Annotated in this window: 23 protein-coding genes and 1 pseudogene; 7 read left to right on the top strand and 17 right to left on the bottom strand. The window is 61.4% G+C overall.

The genetic code is table 11. From position 1 onward, the window contains the following. The first annotated feature begins 53 nt into the window (after positions 1-53). Together tssH and NKJ46_RS15080 are read left to right on the top strand one after the other, a co-directional pair. Positions 54-2,804: a type VI secretion system ATPase TssH gene (gene tssH, locus NKJ46_RS15085; RefSeq protein ID WP_352665764.1), complete on the top strand. Its 2,751-nt coding sequence runs from the start codon at positions 54-56 to the stop codon at positions 2,802-2,804. Between the two features lie 128 nt (positions 2,805-2,932). Next, positions 2,933-3,166 carry a type II toxin-antitoxin system VapB family antitoxin gene (locus NKJ46_RS15080; RefSeq protein ID WP_352665763.1) on the top strand — a complete coding sequence of 78 codons (234 nt, stop codon included), beginning with the start codon at positions 2,933-2,935 and terminating at the stop codon, positions 3,164-3,166. A 304-nt stretch (positions 3,167-3,470) separates the two neighbouring features. Here the strand turns inward: NKJ46_RS15080 and NKJ46_RS15075 are convergent, their stop codons facing one another. The 6 genes from NKJ46_RS15075 to NKJ46_RS15050 form a co-directional block, all read right to left on the bottom strand. Then, on the bottom strand, positions 3,471-3,968 hold the full coding sequence (locus tag NKJ46_RS15075; protein WP_352665762.1) for an RES family NAD+ phosphorylase: 498 nt from the start codon (positions 3,966-3,968) through the stop codon (positions 3,471-3,473). An 8-nt stretch (positions 3,969-3,976) separates the two neighbouring features. Beyond that, complete coding sequence (locus NKJ46_RS15070; RefSeq protein ID WP_352665761.1) at positions 3,977-4,327, bottom strand: MbcA/ParS/Xre antitoxin family protein; 351 nt, start codon at positions 4,325-4,327, stop codon at positions 3,977-3,979. 303 nt (positions 4,328-4,630) lie between these two features. Continuing rightward, positions 4,631-4,924: a type II toxin-antitoxin system RelE/ParE family toxin gene (locus NKJ46_RS15065; RefSeq protein ID WP_352665760.1), complete on the bottom strand. Its 294-nt coding sequence runs from the start codon at positions 4,922-4,924 to the stop codon at positions 4,631-4,633. Next, a complete protein-coding gene (locus NKJ46_RS15060; protein ID WP_352665759.1) occupies positions 4,921-5,229 on the bottom strand; it encodes a type II toxin-antitoxin system RelB/DinJ family antitoxin in 309 nt (102 codons plus the stop codon). Before NKJ46_RS15060 ends, NKJ46_RS15065 begins: the two co-directional genes overlap by 4 nt. Positions 5,230-5,398: 169 nt before the next feature. Further along, complete coding sequence (locus NKJ46_RS15055; RefSeq protein ID WP_352665808.1) at positions 5,399-6,388, bottom strand: Tim44 domain-containing protein; 990 nt, start codon at positions 6,386-6,388, stop codon at positions 5,399-5,401. A 13-nt stretch (positions 6,389-6,401) separates the two neighbouring features. Next, positions 6,402-6,611, bottom strand: a complete 210-nt coding sequence (locus NKJ46_RS15050) for a hypothetical protein (RefSeq protein ID WP_352665758.1) — start codon at positions 6,609-6,611, stop codon at positions 6,402-6,404. A 136-nt stretch (positions 6,612-6,747) separates the two neighbouring features. On the opposite strand from NKJ46_RS15050, the gene NKJ46_RS15045 reads away from it, so the two are divergent. The 5 genes from NKJ46_RS15045 (at position 6,748) to NKJ46_RS15025 (ending at position 11,625) form a co-directional block, all read left to right on the top strand. After that, on the top strand, positions 6,748-7,467 hold the full coding sequence (locus tag NKJ46_RS15045; protein WP_352665757.1) for a FadR/GntR family transcriptional regulator: 720 nt from the start codon (positions 6,748-6,750) through the stop codon (positions 7,465-7,467). Positions 7,468-7,481: 14 nt separating this feature from the next. Beyond that, positions 7,482-8,687 carry a mandelate racemase/muconate lactonizing enzyme family protein gene (locus tag NKJ46_RS15040; protein WP_352665756.1) on the top strand — a complete coding sequence of 402 codons (1,206 nt, stop codon included), beginning with the start codon at positions 7,482-7,484 and terminating at the stop codon, positions 8,685-8,687. A gap of 39 nt (positions 8,688-8,726) precedes the next feature. Then, positions 8,727-9,710 carry a sugar ABC transporter substrate-binding protein gene (locus NKJ46_RS15035; protein ID WP_352492409.1) on the top strand — a complete coding sequence of 328 codons (984 nt, stop codon included), beginning with the start codon at positions 8,727-8,729 and terminating at the stop codon, positions 9,708-9,710. 200 nt (positions 9,711-9,910) lie between these two features. Continuing rightward, the gene (locus NKJ46_RS15030) at positions 9,911-10,891 is read left to right on the top strand and encodes an ABC transporter permease (protein ID WP_352665755.1); all 981 of its coding nucleotides are present in this window, start codon (positions 9,911-9,913) and stop codon (positions 10,889-10,891) included. 2 nt (positions 10,892-10,893) lie between these two features. Continuing rightward, on the top strand, positions 10,894-11,625 hold the full coding sequence (locus tag NKJ46_RS15025; protein ID WP_023678772.1) for an ATP-binding cassette domain-containing protein: 732 nt from the start codon (positions 10,894-10,896) through the stop codon (positions 11,623-11,625). A gap of 53 nt (positions 11,626-11,678) precedes the next feature. Here NKJ46_RS15025 and NKJ46_RS15020 read toward each other — a convergent pair whose 3' ends face one another. The 11 genes and pseudogenes from NKJ46_RS15020 to NKJ46_RS14970 form a co-directional block, all read right to left on the bottom strand. Then, positions 11,679-12,677, bottom strand: a complete 999-nt coding sequence (locus NKJ46_RS15020) for a sugar-binding transcriptional regulator (RefSeq protein WP_352665754.1) — start codon at positions 12,675-12,677, stop codon at positions 11,679-11,681. A 98-nt stretch (positions 12,678-12,775) separates the two neighbouring features. Beyond that, complete coding sequence (locus tag NKJ46_RS15015) at positions 12,776-13,831, bottom strand: hypothetical protein (RefSeq protein WP_352665753.1); 1,056 nt, start codon at positions 13,829-13,831, stop codon at positions 12,776-12,778. After that, positions 13,832-14,914 (bottom strand): ABC transporter ATP-binding protein, encoded by a 1,083-nt coding sequence (locus NKJ46_RS15010; RefSeq protein WP_352665752.1) that lies wholly within the window; start codon positions 14,912-14,914, stop codon positions 13,832-13,834. A 76-nt stretch (positions 14,915-14,990) separates the two neighbouring features. Then, a complete protein-coding gene (locus tag NKJ46_RS15005; protein ID WP_352665751.1) occupies positions 14,991-16,316 on the bottom strand; it encodes an iron-containing alcohol dehydrogenase in 1,326 nt (441 codons plus the stop codon). Further along, entirely contained in the window at positions 16,309-17,838 is a 1,530-nt protein-coding gene (locus tag NKJ46_RS15000; protein ID WP_352665750.1) for a xylulokinase, read from the bottom strand. Before NKJ46_RS15000 ends, NKJ46_RS15005 begins: the two co-directional genes overlap by 8 nt. A 65-nt stretch (positions 17,839-17,903) precedes the next feature. After that, entirely contained in the window at positions 17,904-19,433 is a 1,530-nt protein-coding gene (locus NKJ46_RS14995) for an ABC transporter substrate-binding protein (protein ID WP_352665749.1), read from the bottom strand. Between the two features lie 47 nt (positions 19,434-19,480). Then, the gene (locus NKJ46_RS14990; RefSeq protein ID WP_352665748.1) at positions 19,481-20,380 is read right to left on the bottom strand and encodes a carbohydrate ABC transporter permease; all 900 of its coding nucleotides are present in this window, start codon (positions 20,378-20,380) and stop codon (positions 19,481-19,483) included. Continuing rightward, positions 20,380-21,291 (bottom strand): carbohydrate ABC transporter permease, encoded by a 912-nt coding sequence (locus tag NKJ46_RS14985; RefSeq protein ID WP_352665746.1) that lies wholly within the window; start codon positions 21,289-21,291, stop codon positions 20,380-20,382. The genes NKJ46_RS14990 and NKJ46_RS14985 overlap by 1 nt, the downstream gene beginning before the upstream one ends. A gap of 341 nt (positions 21,292-21,632) precedes the next feature. Beyond that, entirely contained in the window at positions 21,633-22,679 is a 1,047-nt protein-coding gene (locus tag NKJ46_RS14980; protein WP_352665745.1) for an NAD(P)-dependent alcohol dehydrogenase, read from the bottom strand. Positions 22,680-23,037: 358 nt separating this feature from the next. Then, complete coding sequence (locus NKJ46_RS14975; protein ID WP_352665743.1) at positions 23,038-24,153, bottom strand: Fic family protein; 1,116 nt, start codon at positions 24,151-24,153, stop codon at positions 23,038-23,040. A 262-nt stretch (positions 24,154-24,415) separates the two neighbouring features. After that, positions 24,416-24,984: pseudogene (locus NKJ46_RS14970) on the bottom strand (superoxide dismutase). Positions 24,985-25,041 lie beyond the last annotated feature (57 nt).

Raw genomic sequence — 25,041 nt, 5'->3', positions numbered from 1 at the left:
AGCGGCTGCTTATGTGGCAGGTTATCAACTTGCAGAGTGCAGGAGCACGTTCGATGGAACAGCGCCGGTCATCGCAGAGTTTCAAGCGCAAGGAACTGGTCGGCAAGCTCAATACTGTAGGCTTGCGCGCCTTCAAGGCAGCGGCCGACAGTGCAAAGCTGCGCGGCAATCCTTACGTCGAACTCGTCCACTTCATCGAGCAACTGGTGCTCTCCGACCGCTCGGATGTGCAAATTATGATCGCCGATGCGGGACTGGATGCGAGCCGACTTACGGCCGATATGACGCGCGCGGTGGACAAGCTGCCTTATGGCGCAACCTCGATCGAAGAGTTTTCCGACCATATCTTCCACGCCATCCAGGAGGCCTGGAATCTGGCAACACTGGAATTCGGGGTGGAGGAGGTCCGCAGCGCACATGTTCTGCTTGCTTGCCTGAAGACACCGGTGCTGGAAGGCCTGCTGTCGAAGATCAGCGGCGAGTTCGACAAGATCGACGCCGACGCCGTCGTGGCGCGCTTCGCCGATGTCACGGAGGGGTCACTCGAAGCCGGCGCTGCGCCAACGGTCAGCGCGGCAGAGGCCCCACGGCGGCATCCCGGCGGGGATTCGGCACTGGCCAAATATGCCACCGACCTGACCCAGCGCGCCCGCGACGGAAAGATCGACCCGGTCGTCGGCCGCGATCCGGAGATCAGGCAGATTGTCGACATATTGATGCGACGGCGGCAGAACAATCCGATCCTGACCGGGGAGGCGGGCGTCGGCAAGACCGCAGTCGTGGAGGGTTTTGCGCTGCGCATCGCCAAAGGCGATGTGCCGCCCCCACTGCAGGGAGTGAGCGTGCGCATGCTCGATGTCGGGTTGATGCAGGCGGGCGCTAGCGTAAAGGGTGAATTCGAAAAGCGGCTGAAGGCCGTAACCGACGAAGTTCAATCCTCTGAAGCGCCGGTCATCCTCTTTATCGACGAAGCCCATACCCTGATAGGCGCCGGTGGTGCTGCCGGAACCGGCGACGCTGCCAATCTGCTCAAACCGGCGTTGGCGCGCGGCGAGCTTCGCACCATAGCGGCAACGACCTGGGCGGAATACAAACAGCACATCGAGAAAGACCCGGCTTTGACCCGCCGCTTCCAGGTGGTAAAGATCGACGAGCCGTCCGAAGCGGTGGCCATTCTCATGTTGCGCGGGGTGGCCGGCGTTCTCGAACAGCACCACAAGGTGCAGATATTGGACGAGGCGATCGACGCGGCGGTCGGCCTGTCGCATCGCTACATCCCGGCGCGGCAGTTGCCGGACAAGGCGGTCAGCCTTCTCGACACCGCCTGCGCGCGTGTCGCCGTATCGCAGCACGCCACGCCGGCCGAGGTCGAGGACATTATGCGCCGTCGCCAGGCGATGGAGGTCGAGCGCGGCATCATTGGCCGCGAGGCTGCAATCGGCATCGAGGTGGCCGAGCGGCAGGCACGGGTCGAGGCCGGACTTGCCGATACCGAACGCACGCTCGCAGCCGCGCAGCAGCGCTGGGAGCGCGAAAAGGCGCTGGTGGCCGAGATACTCGAACTGCGCGCCAGGCTGCGCGGCGACGGCGTGCCTCTCGATGCCGTGGAAGGGCAGGAGGCCGCCACTGAGACAGAGAGCGTGGACCTGCCGGAAGCCGAACGGTCCAACGCCGGCACGAAGGTTCCGGCGGCAGGCGGTACTTCTCCTCCCGATCCGGCTGCCGATCTCGCTCGGCTGCGCGAACTGATGAGCGAACTGGCCGAGGCGCAAGGCGAAACACCACTTATCCTGCCATCGGTCGACCGCAACGCCGTGGCGGCCGTGGTTCAGGACTGGACGGGCATCCCGACGGGGCGGATGCTGTCGAGTCAGACCGAGAAGGCGCTGCGGCTCGCGGCCACTCTGTCCGAGCGCGTTGTCGGACAGGATCACGCCATGGAGATGATCGCCAAGCGCGTGCAGACCAGTCGCGCCGGTCTCGGCGCTCCGGAAAAGCCGGTGGGTGTATTCCTGCTTTGCGGCCCCTCGGGCGTCGGCAAGACGGAGACCGCCTTGGCACTGGCCGAAACGCTCTACGGCGGAGAGCAGAACCTGATCTCGATCAACATGTCCGAATTCCAGGAGGCGCATACGGTCTCCACCTTGAAGGGCGCGCCGCCCGGCTATGTCGGCTACGGCAAGGGCGGAATTCTCACCGAGGCGGTGCGACGCAAGCCCTATTCGGTGATCCTGCTCGACGAGGTCGAGAAGGCGCATCCGGACGTGCACGAAATCTTCTTCCAGGTCTTTGACAAAGGGATGATGGACGACAGTGAAGGTCGACGGATCGATTTCAAGAACACGCTGATCCTGCTCACGTCTAATGTCGGCTCCGAAGTGATCATGGCCCGGACAAGGAACGGGGCGGAACGGGCAGGGCTCGACGAATTGGACACCGCGTTGCGCAGCCCGCTGCTGAAGGTCTTTCCTGCGGCCTTTCTGGGCCGGGTGGTGACCATCCCTTACTTTCCGCTTTCGGATTCGATGATTGAAGCCATCACTCGTCACCAGTTCGCCAAGATTGCTCGCCGGCTGCGCGCAACCAACGATGCTGAATTGGTCATCGGCGATGGTGTCATGGATCTGGTCAAGGCCCGCTGCACGGAAATCGAATCGGGCGGCAGGATGATTGACGCAATTCTGACCAACACGCTCCTCCCCGAGTTGAGCCGCGGCGTGCTGAACCGGTCGCTCGCTGGTGAAAAGATGACGAAGGTGACGGTTGGCGCGTCAGCCCAAGGGTTTACCTATTCCTTCGAATAAGAGCGCGAAATTATGGGCGGCTCCTTTCGTCAGCTGTGGCGTAAATCGCTCATGCGGCAGCAAGCCAACACCACCCATCTTTGCTAGTATGCGAAGTGGGTCTAGGTAATGCCGCGAAGGAATCCGATATGGCCGATCCACAGCTCTCAGTCCGCAGCGGCAAGGCTCGTGATCTTGCGCGCCGGCTTGCTCGGCGTCAAAACCGCACCATGGTGGACGTGGTCGAGCGCGCGCTCGAATACTACGAGTTCCGAGAGGCCGGTCGTGAGCCTGCTTCGGCCTTCTATCGGCGTCTTTCGGAGCAATCCGGTGTAGACATCGATCTTGACGCAGTGATTCATGAGACCGGATCAGGCCGCTGATCAGCTGGAGCAAGGTTGCCCGACTGGCGCAGGCGTTTCGCAACCGCATCTCTGACTGAAGAGCTGCTCTGGCTTGCCGAGAATTATGGATGCTGCTGGTTCGCCAGAGGTGCAGCATTGCGGCACCCGCTCTCGCTCGCCGGCAAGAGTTCTGAAGCCTCTGGAATGCCGGGTAAGCAGGGCAGGGGCTGTTCTTCCCTTTTGCATGCCTGGTCCTCTGTCCGGCAATATTTCTCGTCATCTCGGCCAGATCGTGTCGGCCAGATCGTGTCACCTGGCGCCGCATCTCGACACAAAGCCGGCGTCAGCGCGAAAGCCGATTTTCATCGTCAATCAAGGTGAGGCGCGAGGGGGCTCTGTCGCTCCACCGCCAGAGCACGAGATTCAAGTCGTTGTCGGTCGCGCCGGGCGCGAAGCTTTTGACCAACAGCGCATTGAACCCGTTGGCCATCAGGCGCCGGGCAAAGGTCTGGGTCATCGCCTCTCCAGAAACGTTCATCTGCTCGCGCCAGGTCGTATCGGAAAGGACAGCGGGATTCATTCCCTCAGCTTTCAGGGCGTCCTCGTCCCGGCTGTCAAATATGTCCTCAATGTGTGCGTCGTAGGCGACGAGGGTGGTCGGCTGCAGGCTGCCCACCTGATTGGCTTCCCTCAGCGCCGTCACTACGGACAGCGAGGAATAGAGCGCTGCCACGCCGTTCGGATTGAATCGTCCTCCATAGAGTTCGGCGCCGCGGCCCGAGAGCGGTTCTCGCGCATAGTTCGGATTGAGGGCACGATAGAGCGCACCGCGGTAGAGCATCGAACCGGTCAGGCGTGGACGCCGGCATCAACCGCATCGATGTAATCAAGCACCTCGTCCGCACGGCCACTGCGAACCAGTTGCATCGCGGTCTGGCCCGAAAACCCCGGTAGCGGCTCCGATCGATACCAGGCATAGGCGATCAGGGTTGAACCGAAGCGCGGCTCGACCTTGTTGATCACCTCGACCATCTCACGCAGGCGGCGCTGCGTCTTGTCCGACCGGACCCGCTCCTTGCGCTGAACGGCGTCCTTGCCCAGCCCGGCAGTCCGGGCGACTTCCTCGCTCGTCGTGCGAAAGGCGTCGGCAATCTTGCGCGGAGCAAAGAAGCCATCGTCGGAGTACTGGGCCAGTGCCATTGTCAATCCCAAGCGCAAATGCCTCATATCCTGACGGGACATAGCGTCAAAATAGGAGGCATTCAAGGAGGAGAGCTCATAGTGAAGGAATTGGAAGCCGCGACCGTGCGGTGTTAAGCTGCGCTATTTGCCGCATAGAATGCGGCAAATGATTTTACGTATGCGGCGATTGAAGGAGCGCTCGAGGCCTGGCTGGCATTCAAACGTCAGATTTCTGCTGGAGGATCCGTAGTCACATGCATAACCCTCGAGAGAGCAGCGCTGGAAAGTGTGCCCGACGTCCTCGTTCGGAAGAGGAAGAGACTACTCCGTGGCTATCTCGTCCGGCCACATCTGAGCGCCATGTAGGACGCGAAGGATGCGAACCGTGCCGGCCGTCACCACGCAAGCTGCAATATAGGGCGTGCGAGGGACCACGAGTTCGCGCGTGCCGGCGACCCGGCCGGGTCGCCCGCTTTCCGGAAAGTCTATTAGACGGCGAGCCGTAAGGACGATGTGGTGGTCGATTTGAACCGCCGCTCTCGGATTTTCGGCCTCGATATGCGTGAAGATGTCCTCGCGATCGAAGAGCGCAAACCGCGCCCAAACGAGCCTCAAAGCTCGCCCGCCTCGGCTTTGCGAAGCGCTGCGGCTCGCCGTCCAGCAAAATGAGCTTCGGCGTCAGCGTCATCGACGTCCGGCCGGGTGTCATCAAGGGCCTGCAGAACTTTCGCGCGGAACCAGGCATCATGGGCGTTGCTGTTGCTGACAAGCTCGAGCGGCAACGTGCCCTCGTTCGCTGTGCGGGTTAAGAGGATACGGACGGCATCCGATACCGTCAGTCCCATGTTTTCCAAAACCGCCGTGGCGCGTTCCTTCACTTCGGCGTCAATTCGGGTCTGGACCAGTGCGTTCGAGGCCATGGCAGTCTCCTTCGGTGATAGTCAGTGTAATGCATCTGCATGACAATTGCCAGACCCTCGCAAGCCCCATAGCCGATCGATTTGGCGTTCCCGACTTCGAGGCGGAGCTGAAAGACGAGGTGTCAAACGGCTCCCAAAACTGACCACTCTGATCGCGCTGGCAAGCACATCAGCTAGGCTGCTGGATCGCGGCGAGCTTCCAGTCCCCGCCGTTCTGGCGCATGAAGGTCCACAGTTCGGTTGTCTGCGTCGGCCGATCGGCCTGGCCCTCAACGATCTTGCCGCTGATGCGATCGCGGGTCACGTCGCGAGACTCATAGCGCAAAGCAGCCGTCGCGTAGTCGCGATCACTCTCCCGCCAACTTTCCGCAATATCGGCCTCCAGCAGGCTTACGTCTGATACGTCGTTCCTGACGCCCTTTTTGGCATTGTCGGCAAGTTCCTCGGACAGATAGGACACCATTTCCGGCGTCGCCAGGCGGCGCAATGCAGCATGGTCCTCGCGCCCGAATGCCTCCTGAACTTCCGTCAGTCGCTGTTGGAACGTGTCGAGATCGGTTTGGGTGAGTGTGATCTCATCGGAAGCATTGTCTTGGTTCGTTCCGCCATATCCTGACCCAATACCTGGAATGGGGAACGCTGTGGTGTTGCTCGGGTCAGGCCGGGCTGCTGCGTTGCGCCTAAAGGTCCCCGTACCCCGCGGGGCACCGGCCATAGCTGGCGCCGGGTTTTGCGCCGCCTGCGAGCGGAAAAACCGGATCGCCAGCATGATCGCGCCGCCGATCAGCAGTACTTGGAGCAAAAGACCCAACATGCCGGCCAAGCCGCCGAACCCATGGCCCAGAAGAACGCCGATCAAACCGCCGAGAAGCAGCCCCCGCATCATCGATCCGCCGAGGCCGTTGAAGAAGCCCGGGCGCTGGAATGCCTGCGGCTGACGGGCCGCATTGTTCGTTGAGGCATTCGGCGTCATCGAGCGCTCGACCGGTGCGGCCGGTTGCGGCGCAACTCTGGTCGGCGAGACCGGCTGGAAAGTGCGCATGCCGCGACTGCCGAAGCTGCCGCCACGGCGCGCATCGGCGTGATCCATAGCGACCATGGAAAATGCCAGGAACAACCCCGCAAACAAAACTGCAAACCGTCCCCAACGCGAAATCAGCATAGGCAAGTCCTCAAGTGACACTCTTTCCGCTCATATGGGATGCGTCGATCGAAATATCAGTGAATCGTCCGCCGAGATATTTTCGGGCGGCATGGTCGGCCGCCCGTCGGTGTTCACGACGAGAATGTCTGCCGTACCCAAGCGCGATGATCGCTGTTCGATCACGCAGGCTCCCGCACCCCGGCCGACCGGCGCCGGTCGCGTCAAAAGCATCGGTCATGCAAGCCTCTGGTCCCCGGCGATGATGCCTAGGGTTCTCCGTCGACGACTCGATTGACATACAGCTTTCCTAGGTACTATCAACACATCCGGACAACCTGCCAGACAGGTTTGCCCACTCCTGAGCTGGAGATTGCGTGAGCACGGCCGTATCCGCAAAACATTCCGACGCAGCGAGCCTGGTCAGCAATACGATCGGCGAGATCACGCGCCATATCCGCGCGCATGAGCTCGGGCCGGGCGACCGGCTGCCCAGCGAGGCCGCGCTTTCGAGACAATTGAGCGTCTCGCGTACCGTGGTTCGCGAGGCCTTCAGCTCGCTCGCCGCCATGCGGCTTATCGACCTGAGGGCAGGCAGACGGGCGACCGTCGCCGAGCTGGATTATGGCGCCATGTCACTGGTGATCGAGCATGGCGTCCACACCGAGCAGATCACGGTGCAGCAAATCTACGACGTGCGCCGCACGATTGAGACCCGCACCGCCATGCTGGCGGCCTTGCGCAGAACAGCTGACGAAGTGGAAAGGATCAGGACGCACGCGCTCGCCATGCGCGAGAATGTCCAGCAGCCGGAACAGGTCATGGAACACGATCTCGCCTTTCACCACGAAATCGCCAAGGCTGCGAAGAATCCGATTTTCAGCCTCATCGTCGGCGCGTTCGAGCGCGTATCGCGCCAGACCTGGCCGATCGGCTGGCGGACCCGCCCTTCGGATGCCGAGCAGTTGGAGATGATCCAGATCCATATCGATCTCGCCGAAGCAATCGAGACCGGTGATCCCCAGTCTGCTCGTGACCTGATGGCGAGGCATTTTGACGAGAGCGTCAAGGCCCTGCTGGCGGCCGGCATCGCCTGAGGAGCGGGGACGCAATGAAGATCACGAAACTGGAAACGCTACGGCTCAAGGAGCGGCCGAACCTTCTCTGGGTTCTGGTTCACACGGACGAAGGCCTCGTCGGGCTGGGCGAGACCTTCTTCATGGCCGAAACCGTCGAGACCTATCTGCACGAATACGTCGCGCCATGCGTGATCGGGCGCGACCCGTTGCAGATCGACCTGCTTGCCGCCGACCTCGTCGGCTATCTCGGTTTCCGATCGACGGGCGCGGAAGTCAGGGGCAACTCCGCTTTCGATATCGCGCTTTGGGATCTGTTCGGAAAGGCCACGGGTCAACCGATCGCACAGCTCCTCGGCGGCTTCACCCGGCACGAGATCAGGACCTACAACACCTGTGCCGGAACCGAATACATCAAGAAGGCCATCGGCCAGACGACGGCCAATTATGGGCTCGATAAGCCCGGCGACGCCTATGATGATCTGAACGGCTTCCTTCACCGCGCCGACGAACTGTCGCATTCGTTGTTGGAGGAAGGCATCACGGCCATGAAGATCTGGCCCTTCGACATGGCGGCCGAGAAAACACGCGGCCTGTACATATCGCAGCCCGACTTGAATTCCGCGTTGGCGCCATTCGAGAAAATCCGCAATGCGGTCGGCGACAAGATGGACATCATGGTTGAATTCCATTCAATGTGGCAGCTGCTGCCGGCCATGCAGATCGCTCGCGAGCTTGCCCCCTACAAGACCTTCTGGCACGAAGATCCGATCAGGATGGACAGCCTGTCCAGCCTGAAACGCTATGCCGAGGCTTCGCTGGCGCCGATATCGGCTTCGGAGACGCTCGGTTCCCGGTGGGCCTTCCGCGACCTTCTCGAAACCGGAGCGGCCGGTGTCATCATGCTCGATATCAGCTGGTGCGGCGGGCTCTCGGAAGCGCGCAAGATCGCTGCCATGGCTGAGGCATGGCACCTCCCGGTCGCGCCACACGACTGCACCGGTCCAGTGGTGCTCGGCGCATCGACCCACCTGTCGCTGAATGCGCCGAACGCACTTGTCCAGGAGAGTGTCAGGGCCTTTTACAAGACCTGGTACCGCGACCTTGTGACCGCTTTGCCGGAGGTGAAGAACGGCATGATCACCGTGCCTCCCGGACCGGGCCTCGGCATGGAACTGAACCCGGAGATCGATCGCGCCTTCACGGCGCTTCGACGGGTGACTGAGGCATCGACTCTCTGAAAATGAACCTGAAGCAGCTTTCTACGGAGGAGGAGAACCATGAAGAAGCTACTTATCTCGGCAGCCTTGGGAGCAGTACTGGCTGGAGGCTCGGCAATCGGCTCACGCGCGCAGGAGCCGATGAACATCGTCTTCACGCATCATTCGTCGGCGTCGAACCCGTTCTGGCAGGCGGTGAAGAAGGGGTTTGACGACGCCTGCGCCAAGATCCAGGCCAATTGCCAGATGGTCTTTACCCAGACCGAAGGCTCGATCGAGCAACAATCGGCCAACATGCAGGCGGCACTCGCGGCAAAACCGGACGCGCTGATCACCTCGATCGTCGACAACAATGCCTTCGACCAGATCATCGCCGACGCCCGCGCTGCCGGCGTCACCGTCATCGCGTCCAACGTCGACGACACCGAGGGTGCAGCCGGCAATGCCCGCCAGGCTTTCATCGGCCAGGGCTTCATTCCCGCCGGCTACGAACTCGGCAAGAAGATGTCCGAGTTCTTCCCCAAGGAAGGCAAGATCAGGGCGCTCGTCGGCGTCTCCGCGCCCGGTCAGAACTGGTCGGAACAGCGCGCTGCCGGCGTCATGAAATTCCTTGAGGAATACAAGGCCGCGAATGCCGGACGCGAAGTGGTCATTGAACGGCTCGACACCGGCACAGATGGCGCCGTCGTCGCCGATCGTGTTGGCGCCTATCTGTCTGCCCACCCGGACACCACAGTGTATTTCGACACTGGCCTTTGGCACGCCTACGTCGCCCAGGTCCTGATCGATCGCGGCATCGAGCCGGGCAAGGTGCTGATGGGCGGCTTCGACATCGTCTCGGAAGTCCTGCAACAGATGGAAGCGGGTTATATTCAGGTCCAGGTCGACCAGCAGCCCTACATGCAGGGCTTCATGCCGGTGATGGAAGCCTATCTCGCCAAGAACGTCGGTCTGCTGCCGGCAGACATCGACACTGGCAAGGGCATCATCGTCAAGGAAGACGTGCCGAAGCTCAAGGAACTGGCCGCAAAAGGCGTGCGGTAGGCGCGAACCGGCGTCCTCTCCTCGTTCTTTACGCGGAGAGGCAAGGGTGAGGGGCAGGCCGCGTGGCCTTTGGGCGTTTTAGCTCCGCCCCTCATCCTGCCACGGCATCTCCCCGTCAAGGGGACGGCAGAAGACAGACTGCCGCCATCCCCTTGCCGACGCGGCAAGCCAGCGCAACCAATCTCAAGCCGGAGCGAATGATGAGGCGCTTGATGAAGATTTACCTGGAGAAGCCGGAGCTTGCGGCGGTCGTGTTCCTGCTCCTTCTCCTCCTCGTCTTTCAGATCCGCTCGAACGGCGTATTTCTGAACACACAGAACGTGCGCGGAATGCTTGGGCTGCTGCCCGAAATGGGGCTGGTCGCGATCGGCGTGACCCTGCTGATGATATGCGGCGAGTTTGATCTTTCAGTGGGCTCGGTCTTTGCGCTGACGCCGATGACCATGGCGGTGATGCTGGCGGCCGGCGTGCCGTTCGCGCCGGCCTTTGCCGCCGGCCTCGCGATCGCCGCCCTGATCGGCTTCTTCAACGGGTTCATAACGATTCGTTTCGCGATACCAAGCTTCATCACCACGCTTGGCATGCTGTTCATCGCGCGTTCGCTGACGGTGGTAATCTCCGGTGGCTTCCCTCCTGTCATCCCAGCCAACGCTCTGCCCAAATGGCTGTTTACGATCTATGTCGGGCCGGGCGACCTCTTTCGCATGTCGTTCTTCTGGTTTGTCGCCGTGGCAATCCTGGTGACGGTGCTGCTGTCGCGCACGAATTTCGGCAACTGGGTGCGCGCCACCGGCGGCTTTCTGCCCGCCGCGCAATCGATGGGCATCCCGACGGCCCGGGTGAAGGTCGTCTGCTTCATGATCTGTTCGGTGCTCGCCGGCTTTGCCGGCACCATTCAGGTGATGCGCCTCGGCGCGCCGCTGCCCTCGATCGGCGAGGGGCTGGAGTTGCAGGCCGTGTCGGCTGCCGTCATAGGTGGCGCCTCGCTGGCTGGCGGCATCGGCACCATCTTCGGCGGCATCATCGGGGCTGCCCTGATCCGCGTTATCGACAACGGACTGGTACTGAGCCAGGTGGACGCCAACTGGTTCAAGATGGCAATCGGCTTCCTGACTATCTTCGCGGTCGTCATGAATGCCTGGCTTCGAAAGCGGGGCAGGGCAATGAAGGTGGAGACCTGATCATGGCGGCACCCATCATCGCGATCAAGGGACTCCAGAAATGGTATTCCGGCGTCCATGCCTTGAAGAACGTCACGCTGGACATCTACCCCGATGAGGCACTGGGCCTCGTCGGCGACAACGGCGCCGGCAAATCGACGCTGATCAATATCCTGTCAGGCACCCAAAAGCCCGATGGCGGCGAGATCAGGATCGACGGTGAACCGGTCCGATTCTCGAACCCGCGCGACGCCATGGATCGCGGCATAGAGACGATCTACCAGTACAATTCCATGGTCCCGACCATGACCATTGCCCGCAACGTTTTCATCGGACGCGAGCCGGTGAAGGGCTCGGTTTTCGGCATCGGCATCCTGGACCAGAAGCGCATGCGTGACGAAAGCGTCAAGGCGATCGCCGACGTCGATCTGCATCTGAGGTCGCCCGACGCGCTTGTCGGCGAACTGTCGGGCGGCCAGCGCCAAGGCGTGGCGATCGCCAGGGCCATGCACTTCAAGTCGAAAGTCATGATCCTCGACGAGCCGACCAATCATCTCTCGGTGAAGGAGACGCGAAAGGTGATCGGCTTCGTTCGCGCCCTCAAGGCCCAGAACATCACCAGCGTCTTCATCAGCCACAACATGCATCATGTTTTCGAATGCTGTGACCGGGTCGTGGCCATGGCGCGCGGAGAGATCGTTCTCGACAAGCGGATCGGCGAGACTTCGATCGAGGAAATCCACGAGGTTCTGTGACGTGGAGAAGCGATCACTCGCGAGCCAACTCTGCTGGTAGAGGTCAGTCTGCGCTACGGCTTTTCCGCAAGGATTGCCTCAGCGGTTTTCTCGTCGGTGATCAGCACATCGACGACTCCCAGACGCAACACCGCGCGCAGCACCGGAACCTTGTCGAGGCCGCCGGAGGGCAGGATCACAGTGTCGACGTCGCGCAGATGTTCGGGGGCGAGGCCGATGACGCGACTGTTTAGCGGGTGATCGACGAGATGTCCGTCGGCGCCGATCCAGTGGCCGCAAATATCGCCGACCGCTCCGGCTTCGCGGAGCGATCTGAGATCATCGTCTCCTACCAGTCCGATCCGAAAGATGGTGGCGTCCTTGTGCACCGCGCCCACCGAAACGAAAGCGGCGTCAACGTCGCGGGCATGAGTGAAGGCGTCTTCCAGAATAGACTGGCGCATAAGCAGGTCGCGCGTGGCTTCGGTGTCCGTGAACACCGGTGCCGCGATGTAGAAGCATTCCGCATCGAAAAGCGCCGCGAGCCGCGAAGCGATCTCGTAGATGTTGATCGCCGATCCACGCGTGAGCCCGCCAAGCAGGGAAACGACCGACATCCCTCTGACCGGGCGTACGGTCACTGAGCGCAGACTAAGCTGGAGCGTCCGTCCCCATCCCACGCCCACCGATATCCCATCACGGATTCTATGCGACAGGGCTTCACCGGCAGCGGCTGCAATGACCTGTGGCACCAGGGCAGGATCGGGCGGTGTCGGAACCACGATTGGGTCGGAGACACCATAGGCGTCCCGCAGCCGGTGCTCCAGCTCGATGCAGTTCGCCACCTTGGAATTGATGCGAATCTGGACGATCCCCCGCTGGCGGGCATGCGCCAGCATCCGGTTGACGCGAAGGCGTGTCAGGCCAAGAGACTTGGCGATTTGCGCTTGCGTCAGGTCACCGACATAAGCAAGCCAGGCGGCGCGCACGAGCAGCCCTTCCTCGCGATCGGCCGTGACGGAACTCGTTACGGCTTGGCGGCCGTCGCGCTTCTTTCGTGCGGGTTTCTCCATCAGATCATCCTGTCCACTCCGCGGCAGCGGGTCCAGAGCGGGCTCGGTGGAGCCTTGCGCTCATCGATATGAGGCATCAATCGAGTTTCCCGGCTCCGCTAGCCTCGATGATAGCGGTCGAAGGACAAAACCAGCGGAGCATCATGGCAAATTGCGTCGATGATGGCTCTCGTCAGCGGCAGGCGATCGTGCGGAAGTACACCCCCGGCCATCATATTCTTCAAAGTCGGACCAAGGTCCAGCGCCAGTTGCGCGCCCTCGACCGTGTCCGAACTCATATGTTCGCGCTTCGCCACGGAATAGGGCAGGCCGCGGCCGAGCAGGCGCCCCATGCGACCATTACGGCCCGCCTGGCAGGTCACATAAAGATCGCCGGAGCCGGCCAGCCCCAGCACCGTTTCGATTTTTCCACCCAGAGCTTCGACCAGAATCGCCATCTCGGCGAGGGACTGCGAGAATAACGACGAGGCAAGATTGTGCATGAGCGCGCCGTTGGGCGCCTTGCCGTCGCGCTCGAGCAGCCCAACCGGAGCCCCAACGGCGAGCGTGTAGAAATTCTTGAAAGCAGCGCAGATCTCGACGCCGACGAGATCGGATGACGATCGCGCATGATAGAAGGGCGCGCGCAGAATGCGGGACGCCGCGGCCACCTGGTCGGGATCATGCCCGGCCACGATCACAGAGGTGTCGCGCTGTGCGGCCAGTTCGCCGGCAATGCACGGTCCGCCGACGGCCATCACCGGGACAGACAAGCCAGTGCGTTGCTCGATCTCGCGGGCAAGCAGATGTGGCAGGATTTCGATGCCTTCGTCGCTTGCCGCAAGTCCTTTCGTAATCATCAGGATCGGCACGGGCGACTTGATGCTTTCTGCAATGCGCTCGATCGCCCAGGGAATGCCGGCCGACGAGACGCCGAGTACAAGCAGATCGGGTCCATCGTTCATCGCCGCCCCGAATTCGGTCCAGGAACAGGCGGTCACCGCGTCAGGCAGAGTGATGTTGAGGCGAGGGTGACGACCTGTATCGGCCACAGAGCCGACGATCTCCTCGTCGAGATGGGTGCCGACAAGAGTGATGTGGTTACCGGCATGAGCGGCCGGAAGCGTCATGGCAGAGCCCATGACGCCGGCGCCGAGGATGATGATCCGCGCCATTCAGCTTTTTCCCTTGTCCAGCCGCTCGCCGCTATCTTCGTCGAACAGGTGGATTCGCTCAGGCGTCGGCTCCAGATCGATCACAGCTCCAGGAGAGGGCTCCATGCGGTCATGTAGCACCGAGCAGATCGGGGTGTTGCCCATGCTGGCAAAGATGTGGATTTCGGGGCCGGTCGGCTCGACAACCGTAATCCTTGCCGGGATGCCGCGCCCGTCTGCCACTGGTCGAAGATGTTCGGGGCGAATGCCGTAGATCACCTTTTGGCCGGGCCGGACCGCAGCTCCTGGCGGGAGCGGGAGGGATAGCTCGTCGGTCCGCACCACCCAGGCATCGCGCTCGGAAGCCACCTCGCCATGGAACATGTTCATTGCGGGCGAGCCGATGAAAGAGGCGACAAACAGGTTTGACGGGCGATCGTAGACATCGAGCGGGCGCCCGATCTGCTCGATATGGCCGTCGCGCATGATGACGATGACATCGGCCATGGTCATTGCCTCGATCTGGTCATGCGTGACATAGACAGTGGTGGTCTTCAGCCGCTGATGGAGCTCCTTGATTTCGGTGCGCATCTGCACGCGCAGCTTGGCGTCGAGATTGGACAGCGGCTCGTCGAACAGGAACACAGTTGGGTCCCGCACGATGGCGCGGCCCATGGCAACGCGCTGCCGCTGGCCGCCCGAAAGCTGGCGCGGATACCGTTCCAGATAGGGTGTCAGGTTGAGGATCGAGGCCGCCCACCCGACCTTCTGTTTGATTTCTTCGGTTGGGCGCTTCTTCAACTGCATGGAAAAGGCCATGTTGTCGAAGACGGTCATGTGCGCATAAAGCGCGTAATTCTGGAAGACCATCGCGATGTTGCGGTCTTTGGGATGGAGCGTGTTGACGACCCTGTCGCCTATGGCGATCTCACCGGACGTGATCGGCTCGAGACCGGCTATCATGCGCAACAGCGTGGACTTGCCGCAGCCTGACGGCCCCAACAGAACGACGAACTGGCCATCCTCGATCGAGAGATCGAGTCCATCGATAATCGAGAGGGCGCCATAGTCCTTCTTTATGTTACTGATGGTGACAGACGCCATTAATTACTACCCTTCGATTGCCCTTGCCTGTGGATTCCACTTTCGCCGTGCTAGCCATTGGCGATCGGATGCGGTCTCACCATTCGTTCTCCAGAAACTCTTCTAGCAACCCCGCATCGGCGGCCAGATTGACAAAGGACCATCGGCCGCGGATTTCCCGCGAATAGCGGATGGCATCGTGCCAAAGCGCGCGTGGCAGGCCCAGGTCCGCGCCGGTGACCGGCCCCCCGGCAGCCTTGAGCGCCGCCTCCATGCGGGCGACCGGCATAGCCATCGGCCGAACCTCCTGGCGCAGGGCCGGCCAGATTTCCGCAAGCCTGCGGTTGAAGCTTTCCGTCTGGCTGGCGTCGAGTGCCGTCTTCCTCATCTCGGCAATGCAAAGTGGTCCGAGCTGCGCCCCATAGCGGGCCAGCATCGCCGCCTCGTCGATGACGGTCGGCTTTGCCTGCGGCGGTTCATCCATGTCGAGCAGCCGCGCTTGCAGACGCGCCATGACCAGCGAGGCAACCCCGACCTGCTGGCCGTGCGTGGTGCCGGGATGATGGTCTTGCGCGAACATGTCGACCCAATGGGAAATCTGGTGCTCTCCCATCGACCCGGGATGGGAAACGCCGGCAAAGCACACACCCATCGAGCACAGCGTCAAGACGCGCTGGAGATGCCCGACGGCGGTGATGTCATGCCTGGCAAGGCCAGGCGCGTGGGCCAGCATCGGCCCCTCGTCGCCCGCCTGCAGCAGGTAAGGCACCTCGGAATAGTAGGTGTCGAACAGCCGATGTGAAGTCCACCAGTCGATCTGGGCCGTGGAGCGGCAGAGGCTATCGCCAAGGCCGGCGGCGCTGAGCCAGGCGGGTGCTGCGGCCGACACGCCAAGGTCCAGGAATATGCCCCGCGGAGCATGCGAGGGCAGCGAGATCTTGAGCCCGGAGGCCAAGGTCACCGATGCTGTCGAGGCGCCGTAGCCATTCATTGAGGCGGCCGTACCGAAGACGGCATAGGGCCGCTCATCGAGGAAGGTTGCATGCTTGCAACTGTCATTGAGGACACCGGATCCGACGGCCACGACACCGTCGGCATGACGCGTCCTCTGCCTGACCATCTGGATCGTTGCCTCATCGCAGTCGAGGCCGTCAGGCAACACGATTTCGTCGATGCCGGCGATGGCACGCAGCGCCCTCGCGACGCGCCCGCCCATTACATCGACGGTGTTGACATCGGAGACCACGGCGATGCGGCCGCCTAGCTTCAGCGGCGCAACGAGATCCGCCTCGCGGCCCGCCGTCGTCTCCAGCAATTCGATTGTCTGGAACGGCAGGACCGCAGCTGCGCCTGTCTTGGGATCTGTCCAGCGTCCTGCGACGACGTCCTCGATCAACGCGTTCCAGTTGGTCGCTTTAGCCATGATCGGCCTGCATGAAGGCCGCGAGGCGCTGGTTCCAGGCTGAAAGCGTAGGCCAAAGATCGGCATGGATCGCACGAAGCTCGGCGTAGAGCGCGGCCCGTTTCGTGTCCGGTTCGAAGGCTCTGGCCGGCTCGCTGGCCATTGCCAGCGACGCTTCGGCGATGGCGGAAAACCAGCCCACGCCCTTTGCCGCCGCCATCGCCGCGCCAAGCGAGGAGGCTTCCACCGTCGTCGAACGTTTTACGGGACGATCGAGCGCATCCGCCAGAATCTGCATCCACAGGTCGGACTTCGCTCCTCCGCCGATCGCTATGAACTGGTCGATAGTCTGGGCGGCAGCCGCAGCGGCCCGCTGACTTGTCGCGGCCTGATGCAGCGCTATGCCTTCCAGCACGGCGCGATAGATGTCGCCGCGGCGGCTCGAGCCCGAAAGCCCGGCAATCACACCACGGGCCGCACTATCCCAGTGTGGGTCCATGACACCCTGCCAGTAGGGCAGGAGCATTATGCCGCCTGCGCCGATCGGGCTGGCAGCGGCTTCGGCCTCGAGCGCCTCCAGGGCATCATTTGCGCCATGCAGATCGACGCCAAGCATTTCGCGCGCCATCCAGTCGACAAGAAAAGTGCCGGCGCGAAGGCACGTCTCGTAGATATAGCCGTCATCGGCGACCGCCGTCTCGGTGCGGAAGGCCTGGTCGTGGACGTAGGCCGTGCCGAAGCTGCCGGAGACGACCGCCGTGCCGAGGTTGATGTAGGCGCATCGCGGCTGCAACACACCAGCGCCCGTGCCGGCGCATTGACCATCGCCGCCGCCTGCGACGATCGGCGTGCCCTCGCGCAGGCCCGTCGAAATGGCCGCTTCCGAAGTCAGTTGACCCAGAACGGTGCCGGGCCGCGCCAGGTCCGGCATCATGCGCCGGGGGACGCCTGCCGCGTTCAGTATTTCGTTCGACCAGTCCATGGCTCGCATATCGAGTATGCCCATCGGGTCGGCGGATGCGGTGGATGTCACCCACCGGCCGCTCAAGCGAAAGACCAGATAGCCATGGACTTCGGCCATCCGCTCCACGCGGGCAAAAATCTCGGGCTCTTCCTCGCGAAACCAGATCATGCGGTAAAGGCAAGGAATGACGTCCAGCGGCTTGCCGGATATTGCGTGGACGCGTGCCGCGCCGAAACTCTCGCCGAAGCGCCGTGCTTTCCCCCGGGCGCGCTCATCGAGCCAGAGCGTTGCAGGCCCGACCGCCTGGCCCTGCTCGTCGAAAAGGCCGAAGCTCTCGCGTTGGTTGGCAATCGCAAGGGCGGCAATGCGTGCCGGCGAAACTGTTGCCGCGACAGCACGAAGCGCCGTGACCGTCGAGGCCCACCATTCGGCCGGATCCTGCTCGAAATAGCCCGAACGCGGATTGGACATTGCAAGCGGTGCACGACCTTCGGCCACGGCCAGACCATTGCGGTCCCAGGCGATCGCCTTGGTTGCCGAGGTCGAGGAATCAATGCCGATGACGAGATCAGGAACCATTGCCGCCACGTTGCCAACGGGCGAGGGCGGTCGAAACCGCCTTCGCCCAAATCACCGATTACCCGCTAAAGACCGGCATCCTTGACTTTGCCGTCGACAATGCCGGCAATGGCATCCAGGCATGCCTTGGCGTCGCCGCCATAGTCTTGGCCCGTAAGCAATTTGCCGAGCTCAACCGGAATGTCGTTGTTCGACAGATCCGCCCAGATCGGCATGTCCGGCTCCGATCCCATCTGATTGTCGATCGTGTATTTGATCGCGTCGAAATGACGTGTCGTTCCGGGGCCGACAACGGCCTTCGCCTTGACCCGAGGATCTGTAAAAGAGGAATTGCGCATCGGCGAGGCGCCGCCGCCGAGCGTCGATACCCGCGCCATCACATCCTTCGAGCAGACCCACTGCATGAACAGCCATGCTGCTTCCTTGTTCTTGGAATATTGCGACAGCGAGATCGTCGAGCCACCCTGGTGACCGACGGCCGGGATTTCGTTGAAGCCGCAATCTGCGGCGGCGCGACGGCCAGGAACTTCCTTGGGCGCGGGCAGGGCCTCGAACAGGCCCTTGACCTTGGAATCATTGGCGTCGAAGCCGGGGAAATCTTCGCCCCAGGTGATTGCCATGGCGGCCTGACCCTGTGTCAGTGCCTGTCCCTGGCCGTCCCAGGTCCAAGTCGTCGCGGAGGGCGGCGAGTTCTTGACCAGCTCCTGATAGAATTTGAGCCCGGCCACCCCGCGCTCGTCATTGCCGACAAACTTCTTGTCTTTGTTGAAGATGGAACCGCCATGGCCCCACAATGCGAAGGTCCAGTCGCATTCCAGCGAATAATGGCCTGACTTCGCCTGGCATGCTGTGCCGAAGATGCCGTTGCTTTTTTCTGCCTCTGTGAGCGCCTGCACGGCCTTGAGATAGGCGTCGAGGTCTGTCGGCAGCGCAATGTTGTGTTTGTCGAAAAGATCCTTGCGGTACATCAGGATGAAGATCGGAATATCGAATGGAATTCCGCACTGTTTGCCGTTGTACATGGCGATGCCGTCGACTAGCGGCTTGGAGAAATCGTCCCAGTCGAAGTTGGGCATCGCCAGTTCTTTGTTCTGGTCGTAATACTCGCGCGGATCGACGACATCCTGTGCAAATGTCGCCATCCAGGACTGATCGAGATAGTAGACGTCGTACGTACCAAGCTGGCCCTGTACGTCTTGCGTCGCCTTGGCGAGAACCTGCTCCAGCGGCACGATCTCGACTTCCACCTCAATGCCGGTTGCCTTGGTGAATTCACCCGCGACAAGCTGGTTGGCCACGATCGTTGGCGGCGTCGCTTCCGAAGTGTAGCGGATTTTGGTGCCGGCATAAGGCTTGCCGACGTCGGCCAGCCACTTCAGCATATCGGCGTCCTGGGCGCGGGCTTCCTCAACCCCGAGCCCCAGCATCCCCCGATTGGTACGGCCGCCTCCTAGCATGGCCGACCCGAAGGCCGAAAAGCCGACACCGGCGAGCGCCATCTTCCTCATGAAGTCGCGTTTGGTTATTCGGCGCGCCGTAAAGTCGTTGCAGGTATCGGCGACGAATGTCTTCTTGTCGTGTTCACTGAAGCTCATGATCGTTCCTCCATTGCGTTTTTGTCGTCGTTCTTCTCGTCTGTGCCTCACTCCTTCAGGGATCCGAGGGTGAGGCCGCGGACCAGATGCCGTTGAACCAGCAGGATAAAGATGAAGCTGGGTATGATCGCGGACGTGCCGAGCGCTGTGATGTAGCCCCACTCGGTCGCGGTCGAGGTGACAAAGGTCGAGATCTTCACCGGCACCGTGCGGATCGACGTTGTCAGGAACAGTGAGAGCAGGAACTCGGTCCACGAAAAGATGAAACACAGCACGGCAGTCGCAGCGATGCCGCCCTTGACCATGGGAAGGACGACGCGTCGGAACGTCTGCCAACGCGTCGCGCCGTCAATCAGCGCCGCCTCATCAACCTCGCGCGGAACATCGTCGAAGAACGACTTCAAAAGCAAAACCGCCAGCGGCAGGTTGATCAAGCTGTGAACGAGAATGAGCCCCGTATAGGTATCGCGCAACCCGAGATCGCGGAACATGAAAACGATTGGAATGACGATCGCGATTGGCGGCATGAAGCGCTGCGAGAGTATCCAGAACAGGAAGGACTGCTGGCCGCTGAACTGCATTCGCGACAGGCAATAGGCGGCCAGGGTGGCCAGCAGCAGCGTCAGCGCCGTCGATCCGACGGCTATGATGGCGCTGTCGAGCAACGACTGGCGGGAATCGTAGGAGCTGGCGCCACCCTTGATGACCCCGGCCGCCTCGCCGCCCTGTTCCATGCCGATGTCGACGCGCGAAACGCCAAGCAGCGTCACGCGGTAATTGTCCGGCGTTGGCGTGAAACCGGTGTAAACCGGTCCGCTGCGGTCGAAAATCGCCGAATAGGGTTTGATGGACGACAGCGCCCACCACGCGATCGGGAACATGAAGATCGCCACCACCAGGACGGCGAGCACGTCACGGGCGATCGCTTGGGCGCGCGACGACTCCATCAGAACCTCACCTTGAACAGCCTGACGAACAGGTTCGACACGACGATCAAGACGACGAGCACGATCAGCGACAGGGTCGCGGCATAGGGAAAATCTCCGGTGAAGTAGATTCGACCCGCGTAGAATGAAAGTGTCTCGGTGGCCGTGCCCGGCCCGCCGGCGGTGATGATGTAAACGTAGTCGTAGATGCGAAAGAGATCGACGCCGCGGATCAGCACCGCGACCGCTATCACCTTGCGCAGCATCGGCAATGTGAGCCGCAAGAACGTCTGGATGCCGTTGGCGCCGTCGATTGCGGCGGCTTCGAAAGGTTCCTTCGGCAGCGCCCTGAGCCCTGCCAGGATGATGAGCACCATGAACGGCGTCCATTGCCATATGTCTGCCAGCAGGATCGCCGCCAATGCGGTTCCGGGCTGCGTCAGGATCGGCTGTGCCGGCGAGATCAGGTCGAGGGCATAGAGGTAGAACGACAGGACGCCGAAAGAGCCGTCCTGCATCAGCAGGAACATCATTCCGGTCACCGCAGGCGGCACCACCAGCGGCAGTGTCATCAGCGCCCGCAGCACACCGTAACCTTTGCGATCGGTGTCAAGCAGAAGGGCAACGAGGATGCCGAGCGCAAGCTGAACCGCAAGCGCGACGAAGGTGTAGATCAGCGTGGTTTCCAGCGAATGCCACATACGTGCATCCGAGAAGGCCCGCGTCCATTGGTGGAGCCCGGCGAAGTCAAGCTGCCGGGAGACGACATTGCGTTTGTGAAACGACAGCCAGACCGAATAGGCGAGGGGGTAGATCCCGAAAACGAGAAGCATAACCGTGATCGGCGCGAGCCAGGGGAATGGATGCTCGGCCGTCATGAACCGGGGCAGGGCCCATCTGGGCGTTTCGCGGGTCACGGTCACCGTGCTCACGCGCAAATCTCCGCTCGGTCACAGAGACGCATCGGCCTTCTCCCTATCGGCCAGATTGTGCCAACTTGAACTTTTGTAAGTTTGTTGTGCCTTTTGTTAAGAACGTGTCGGACGGCCGCCGATTTGTCAAGTGTCGGTTCCGTCAGGCTCAGGGGATTTGCTCGTGGTCCCAGAGGATGCCGTGATCGCCGGGTACGGGGTTGTTTTTGGAGGGAGGGCCGCCGGCAAATGCCGTGTACCAGCATCAAAAGCGCTCGGGGCCGCCAACTTTGGCACCCCAAGGAAGCTACGGAACGCATTGAGGAGATCGGGAGGACAGCCCGGGGGCTTTGGAACTCGCCTTAATCCGGCAATCGGATCTGAAGCTTTACGTCCGCCGGCCGTGCTTCGACTGCGCGGTCGAAGGCGGTGATGGAATCTTCGAAGGGGAAGGTCGCCGAAATGAGTGGCTTTAGGTCGACCCGGCCCGACCCCATCATCGCGATTGCCCGCTCATATTGGTGGGCATAGCGGAACACCGTTTCGATGCGGACTTCCTTGGTCGAGGCGGTGGCGACATCGAATGCGATCGGCGCCACCGGCAGGCCGACCACCACCACCACGCCACCGGGCCGCGGCAGATCGAGCAGGGTCTCCCATGCCTTGGACGAGCCCGAGCATTCAAACACGACGTCGGCGCCCCAGCCATCGGTCAGGCGCTTTACCTCCGCCGCCAGGTTCTTGTCGCGGACGTTGACCGGGATCACGCCTTGATAGCCGCCGGCAATGTCGAGCTTGGGTTGGGCGAGATCTGCAACAACGGCGCGGGCGCAGCCGCCGGCGAGCGCCGCGATCGCCACCATCGTGCCGATCGGCCCTGCGCCAATCACCACCGCCGTGTCGCCCGGCGCGATCTTTGCTTTGGCAGCCGCCTGCATTCCGACAGCGAAGGGCTCCACCATGGCGCCTTCGGCGAAGCTGACATTGTCGGGCAGTTTGAAAGTGTAGTTGGCGGGGTGGACGACATAGGGCGTCAGCACACCGTGGATCGGCGGCGTTGCCCAGAACCTGACCGCCGGATCGATGTTGTAGAGGCCGAGCCGGCTCGCCCGCGAATTGGGATCGGGGATACCCGGCTCCATGCAGACGCGGTCGCCGACCTTTAGATGCTCGACGCCTTCCCCTGTTTCGACGACGGTGCCGGCGGCTTCGTGGCCCAAGACCATCGGCGCTTCGACCACGAACGGGCCGATGCGGCCATGCGTGTAGTAATGCACGTCAGAGCCGCAGACGCCCACCGTATGGATCTTGATGCGAACTTCGCCCGGGCCCACGGTCTGTGGCAGATCGATGTCACGCAGCTTGAGTTCGTGCTGGCGTTCAAGGACAAGGGCGCGAACGTTCGTCATCGACGTAGTCTCCTTTAATGCCGATTGTTCGAGGCCTCCTCAACCTTACCTGCATTCGGCACGCTCATCATAGCCGCTTATCCGCGGCTTCAAAATCCAGTTCAGAAACGGGTGTTGCCTGATTCCAACTAGCGGTACCAACTTCCCGGCCAAGGGCCTTGAAGGCCGACCATGCCGCTGCCGAATTAGGGTGTGATCATCGGGGTGCTCTGGGGTCGGTAGTAGCCGGCGGCAGTTCGAACAGACTCTTACCATTGTCTTGGCCTCGAGGATCTCCTGTCAGATTGCAGCCAGCCACCCCTCGATGCTCAGGCAGGCAGACTCTTTGACAGCCCGCTTCTTCTGTCTCTGTTGTGGTTTACGCTCGGCCAGCAAGAGTGTTCAATGCGTAACGTGTGTATCGTCGTTCGCCGGTTCTAATCAGTGCACCCTTGGCAACGAGGTCCTGCAAATCTCTTGTCGCTGTCGCGCGGGATGCCTGAGTGATGGCGATGTAATTCTCGGCGCTGAGACCGCCCTTGAAACCATCTATACCTTCGCGGAACATCCGGGTGATGACCTTTTCCTGGCGCTCATTGAAGTGACCGCGGTAGCGTTCGTAAAACTTGGCCTTGGCGATCGAGAATTCGACACGGGCAAGCGTTACGCGTTGCGCTTCAAGGATCGTGTTAGCGAAATAGAGTAGCCAAGCCGTAATCGCTTTGTTTTTGTTGCTGGCCTCCAGATTGCCGTAGTAGGGCTTGCGGTGGCGTTCAATCGTGTACGCCAAAGCGATGAGACTGGGCTCACCCAGGCTTTGCGCCAGTGCCTTTTCGCAGAGGGCACGCCCTATGCGCCCGTTGCCATCCTCGAACGGGTGAATGCTCTCGAAATAAAGGTGCGCGATTCCGGCACGCGTCAACGCCGGAATCGGTATCTTGCCTTTGGGCGCAGTTTCGTTGAACCAAGCCACGTAGGCGTCCATTTCGGTCTTCACCCGGGCCGACGGTGGCGCTTCGAAATGGAGTTTGGGCTTATCCAGCCGATTGGAAACGATTTGCATGGCATCGGCGTGCAGGCGGTAGCTGCCGATGGTCCCGATGCGCCGCTCACCCGACATCACCATCTTGTGCCAGGCGTAGAGGGTGGGATGCGAGAGTGCATCGGAAAAATGCAAATAAACATCGGCCATCATTTCAGCGATACCGCGCTCGGCCGGCGGAATGTGCCTGGTCTCGCTCCCCCAGCCAAGTTGCTGGCGTAAGGATGATTGCAGACTCTCGCGGTTGAGGTATTCCCCTTCAATCGCGGATGTCTTCAAGGCTTCTTCGCTGATAAGGTCGATGCGAATCTGGTCGCGATCGTCGGCACCGACATGACGAAAGACGCCCCGCAACTCGCCCGACCGCAACAGGAACTCGCTTTCCAGCGGTTCCAATACCTTCTTATCGTAGGTAAAATGCGGCCAGTCAGTCTGCTCCCAATTCCATACCATGAGTTATAGAGCGCCTTTCTATAACTCATGATGCCATGAAAAATGAGCTATAGCAATCCTCGCTATGCCTCAGAGTCCTGTCGGATACGTCAACAATTTGCAGACATGTTCGGGGTTCGAGTCGGCGGTGCGCTGCATGGCAAGGCCCACTATTGAGGAGGCGTTCTTTTGCTATGGTCGAAAAGCGGCCTGACAACAAATCGAGATCGAGCATCACGAACTCGAAATTGCGATGGATGAGGTGTTGCGAACTGCGGCCCCCTCAGCCGATCGACTTCTTGAAGTTGGCGAGCGCCTTGTCCCAGTTCACCACGCTCCACCATTCCTTGAGGTAGTCGGCGCAGCGGTTCTGGTACTTGAGATAATAGGCGTGCTCCCAGACGTCGAGGCCAATCACTGGATGAGCCCCAAGCTCGAGCGGCGTGTCCTGGTTATGCTGACGATCTCAAGCTTCTTGTCCTTGTCCACGACAAGCCATACCCAGCCGGAGCCAAAGCGGTCAAGGCCAACCGCCATGAGCTTTTCGGTCAGGCCCGCATAGCTGCTGAAGGTGCTGCTTATGGCGGCATTGAGGTCGCCACCGGGCTGGTTGGGTCCCCCCGGCGTCATCAGCTCCCAGAAGTGAGTGTGATTCCAATGTCCCCCAAGATTGTTGCGCACGCCGCTGCGCACGCCTTCCGGGACCTTGCCCAAATCTGCCAGAATGGCCTCCATCGGCGTGCTGGCGAGCTCAGGCCAAAGTGGCACGAGTTGATTGCAGGCATTCACGTAAGCGGCGTGATGACGATCGTGATGGATCATCATCGTAGTCGCGTCGATGTGCGGCTCCAATGCGTTGTTCGAGTAGCCGAGCGGCGGAAGCTTGAAGGGTTCGGCCGCCTGCGCCCA

Origin of the sequence: Mesorhizobium sp. M0166 (genome assembly GCF_040322255.1) — a bacterium.
Lineage (GTDB): Bacteria > Pseudomonadota > Alphaproteobacteria > Rhizobiales > Rhizobiaceae > Mesorhizobium.
This window is presented reverse-complemented; position numbering and strand designations above follow the sequence as displayed.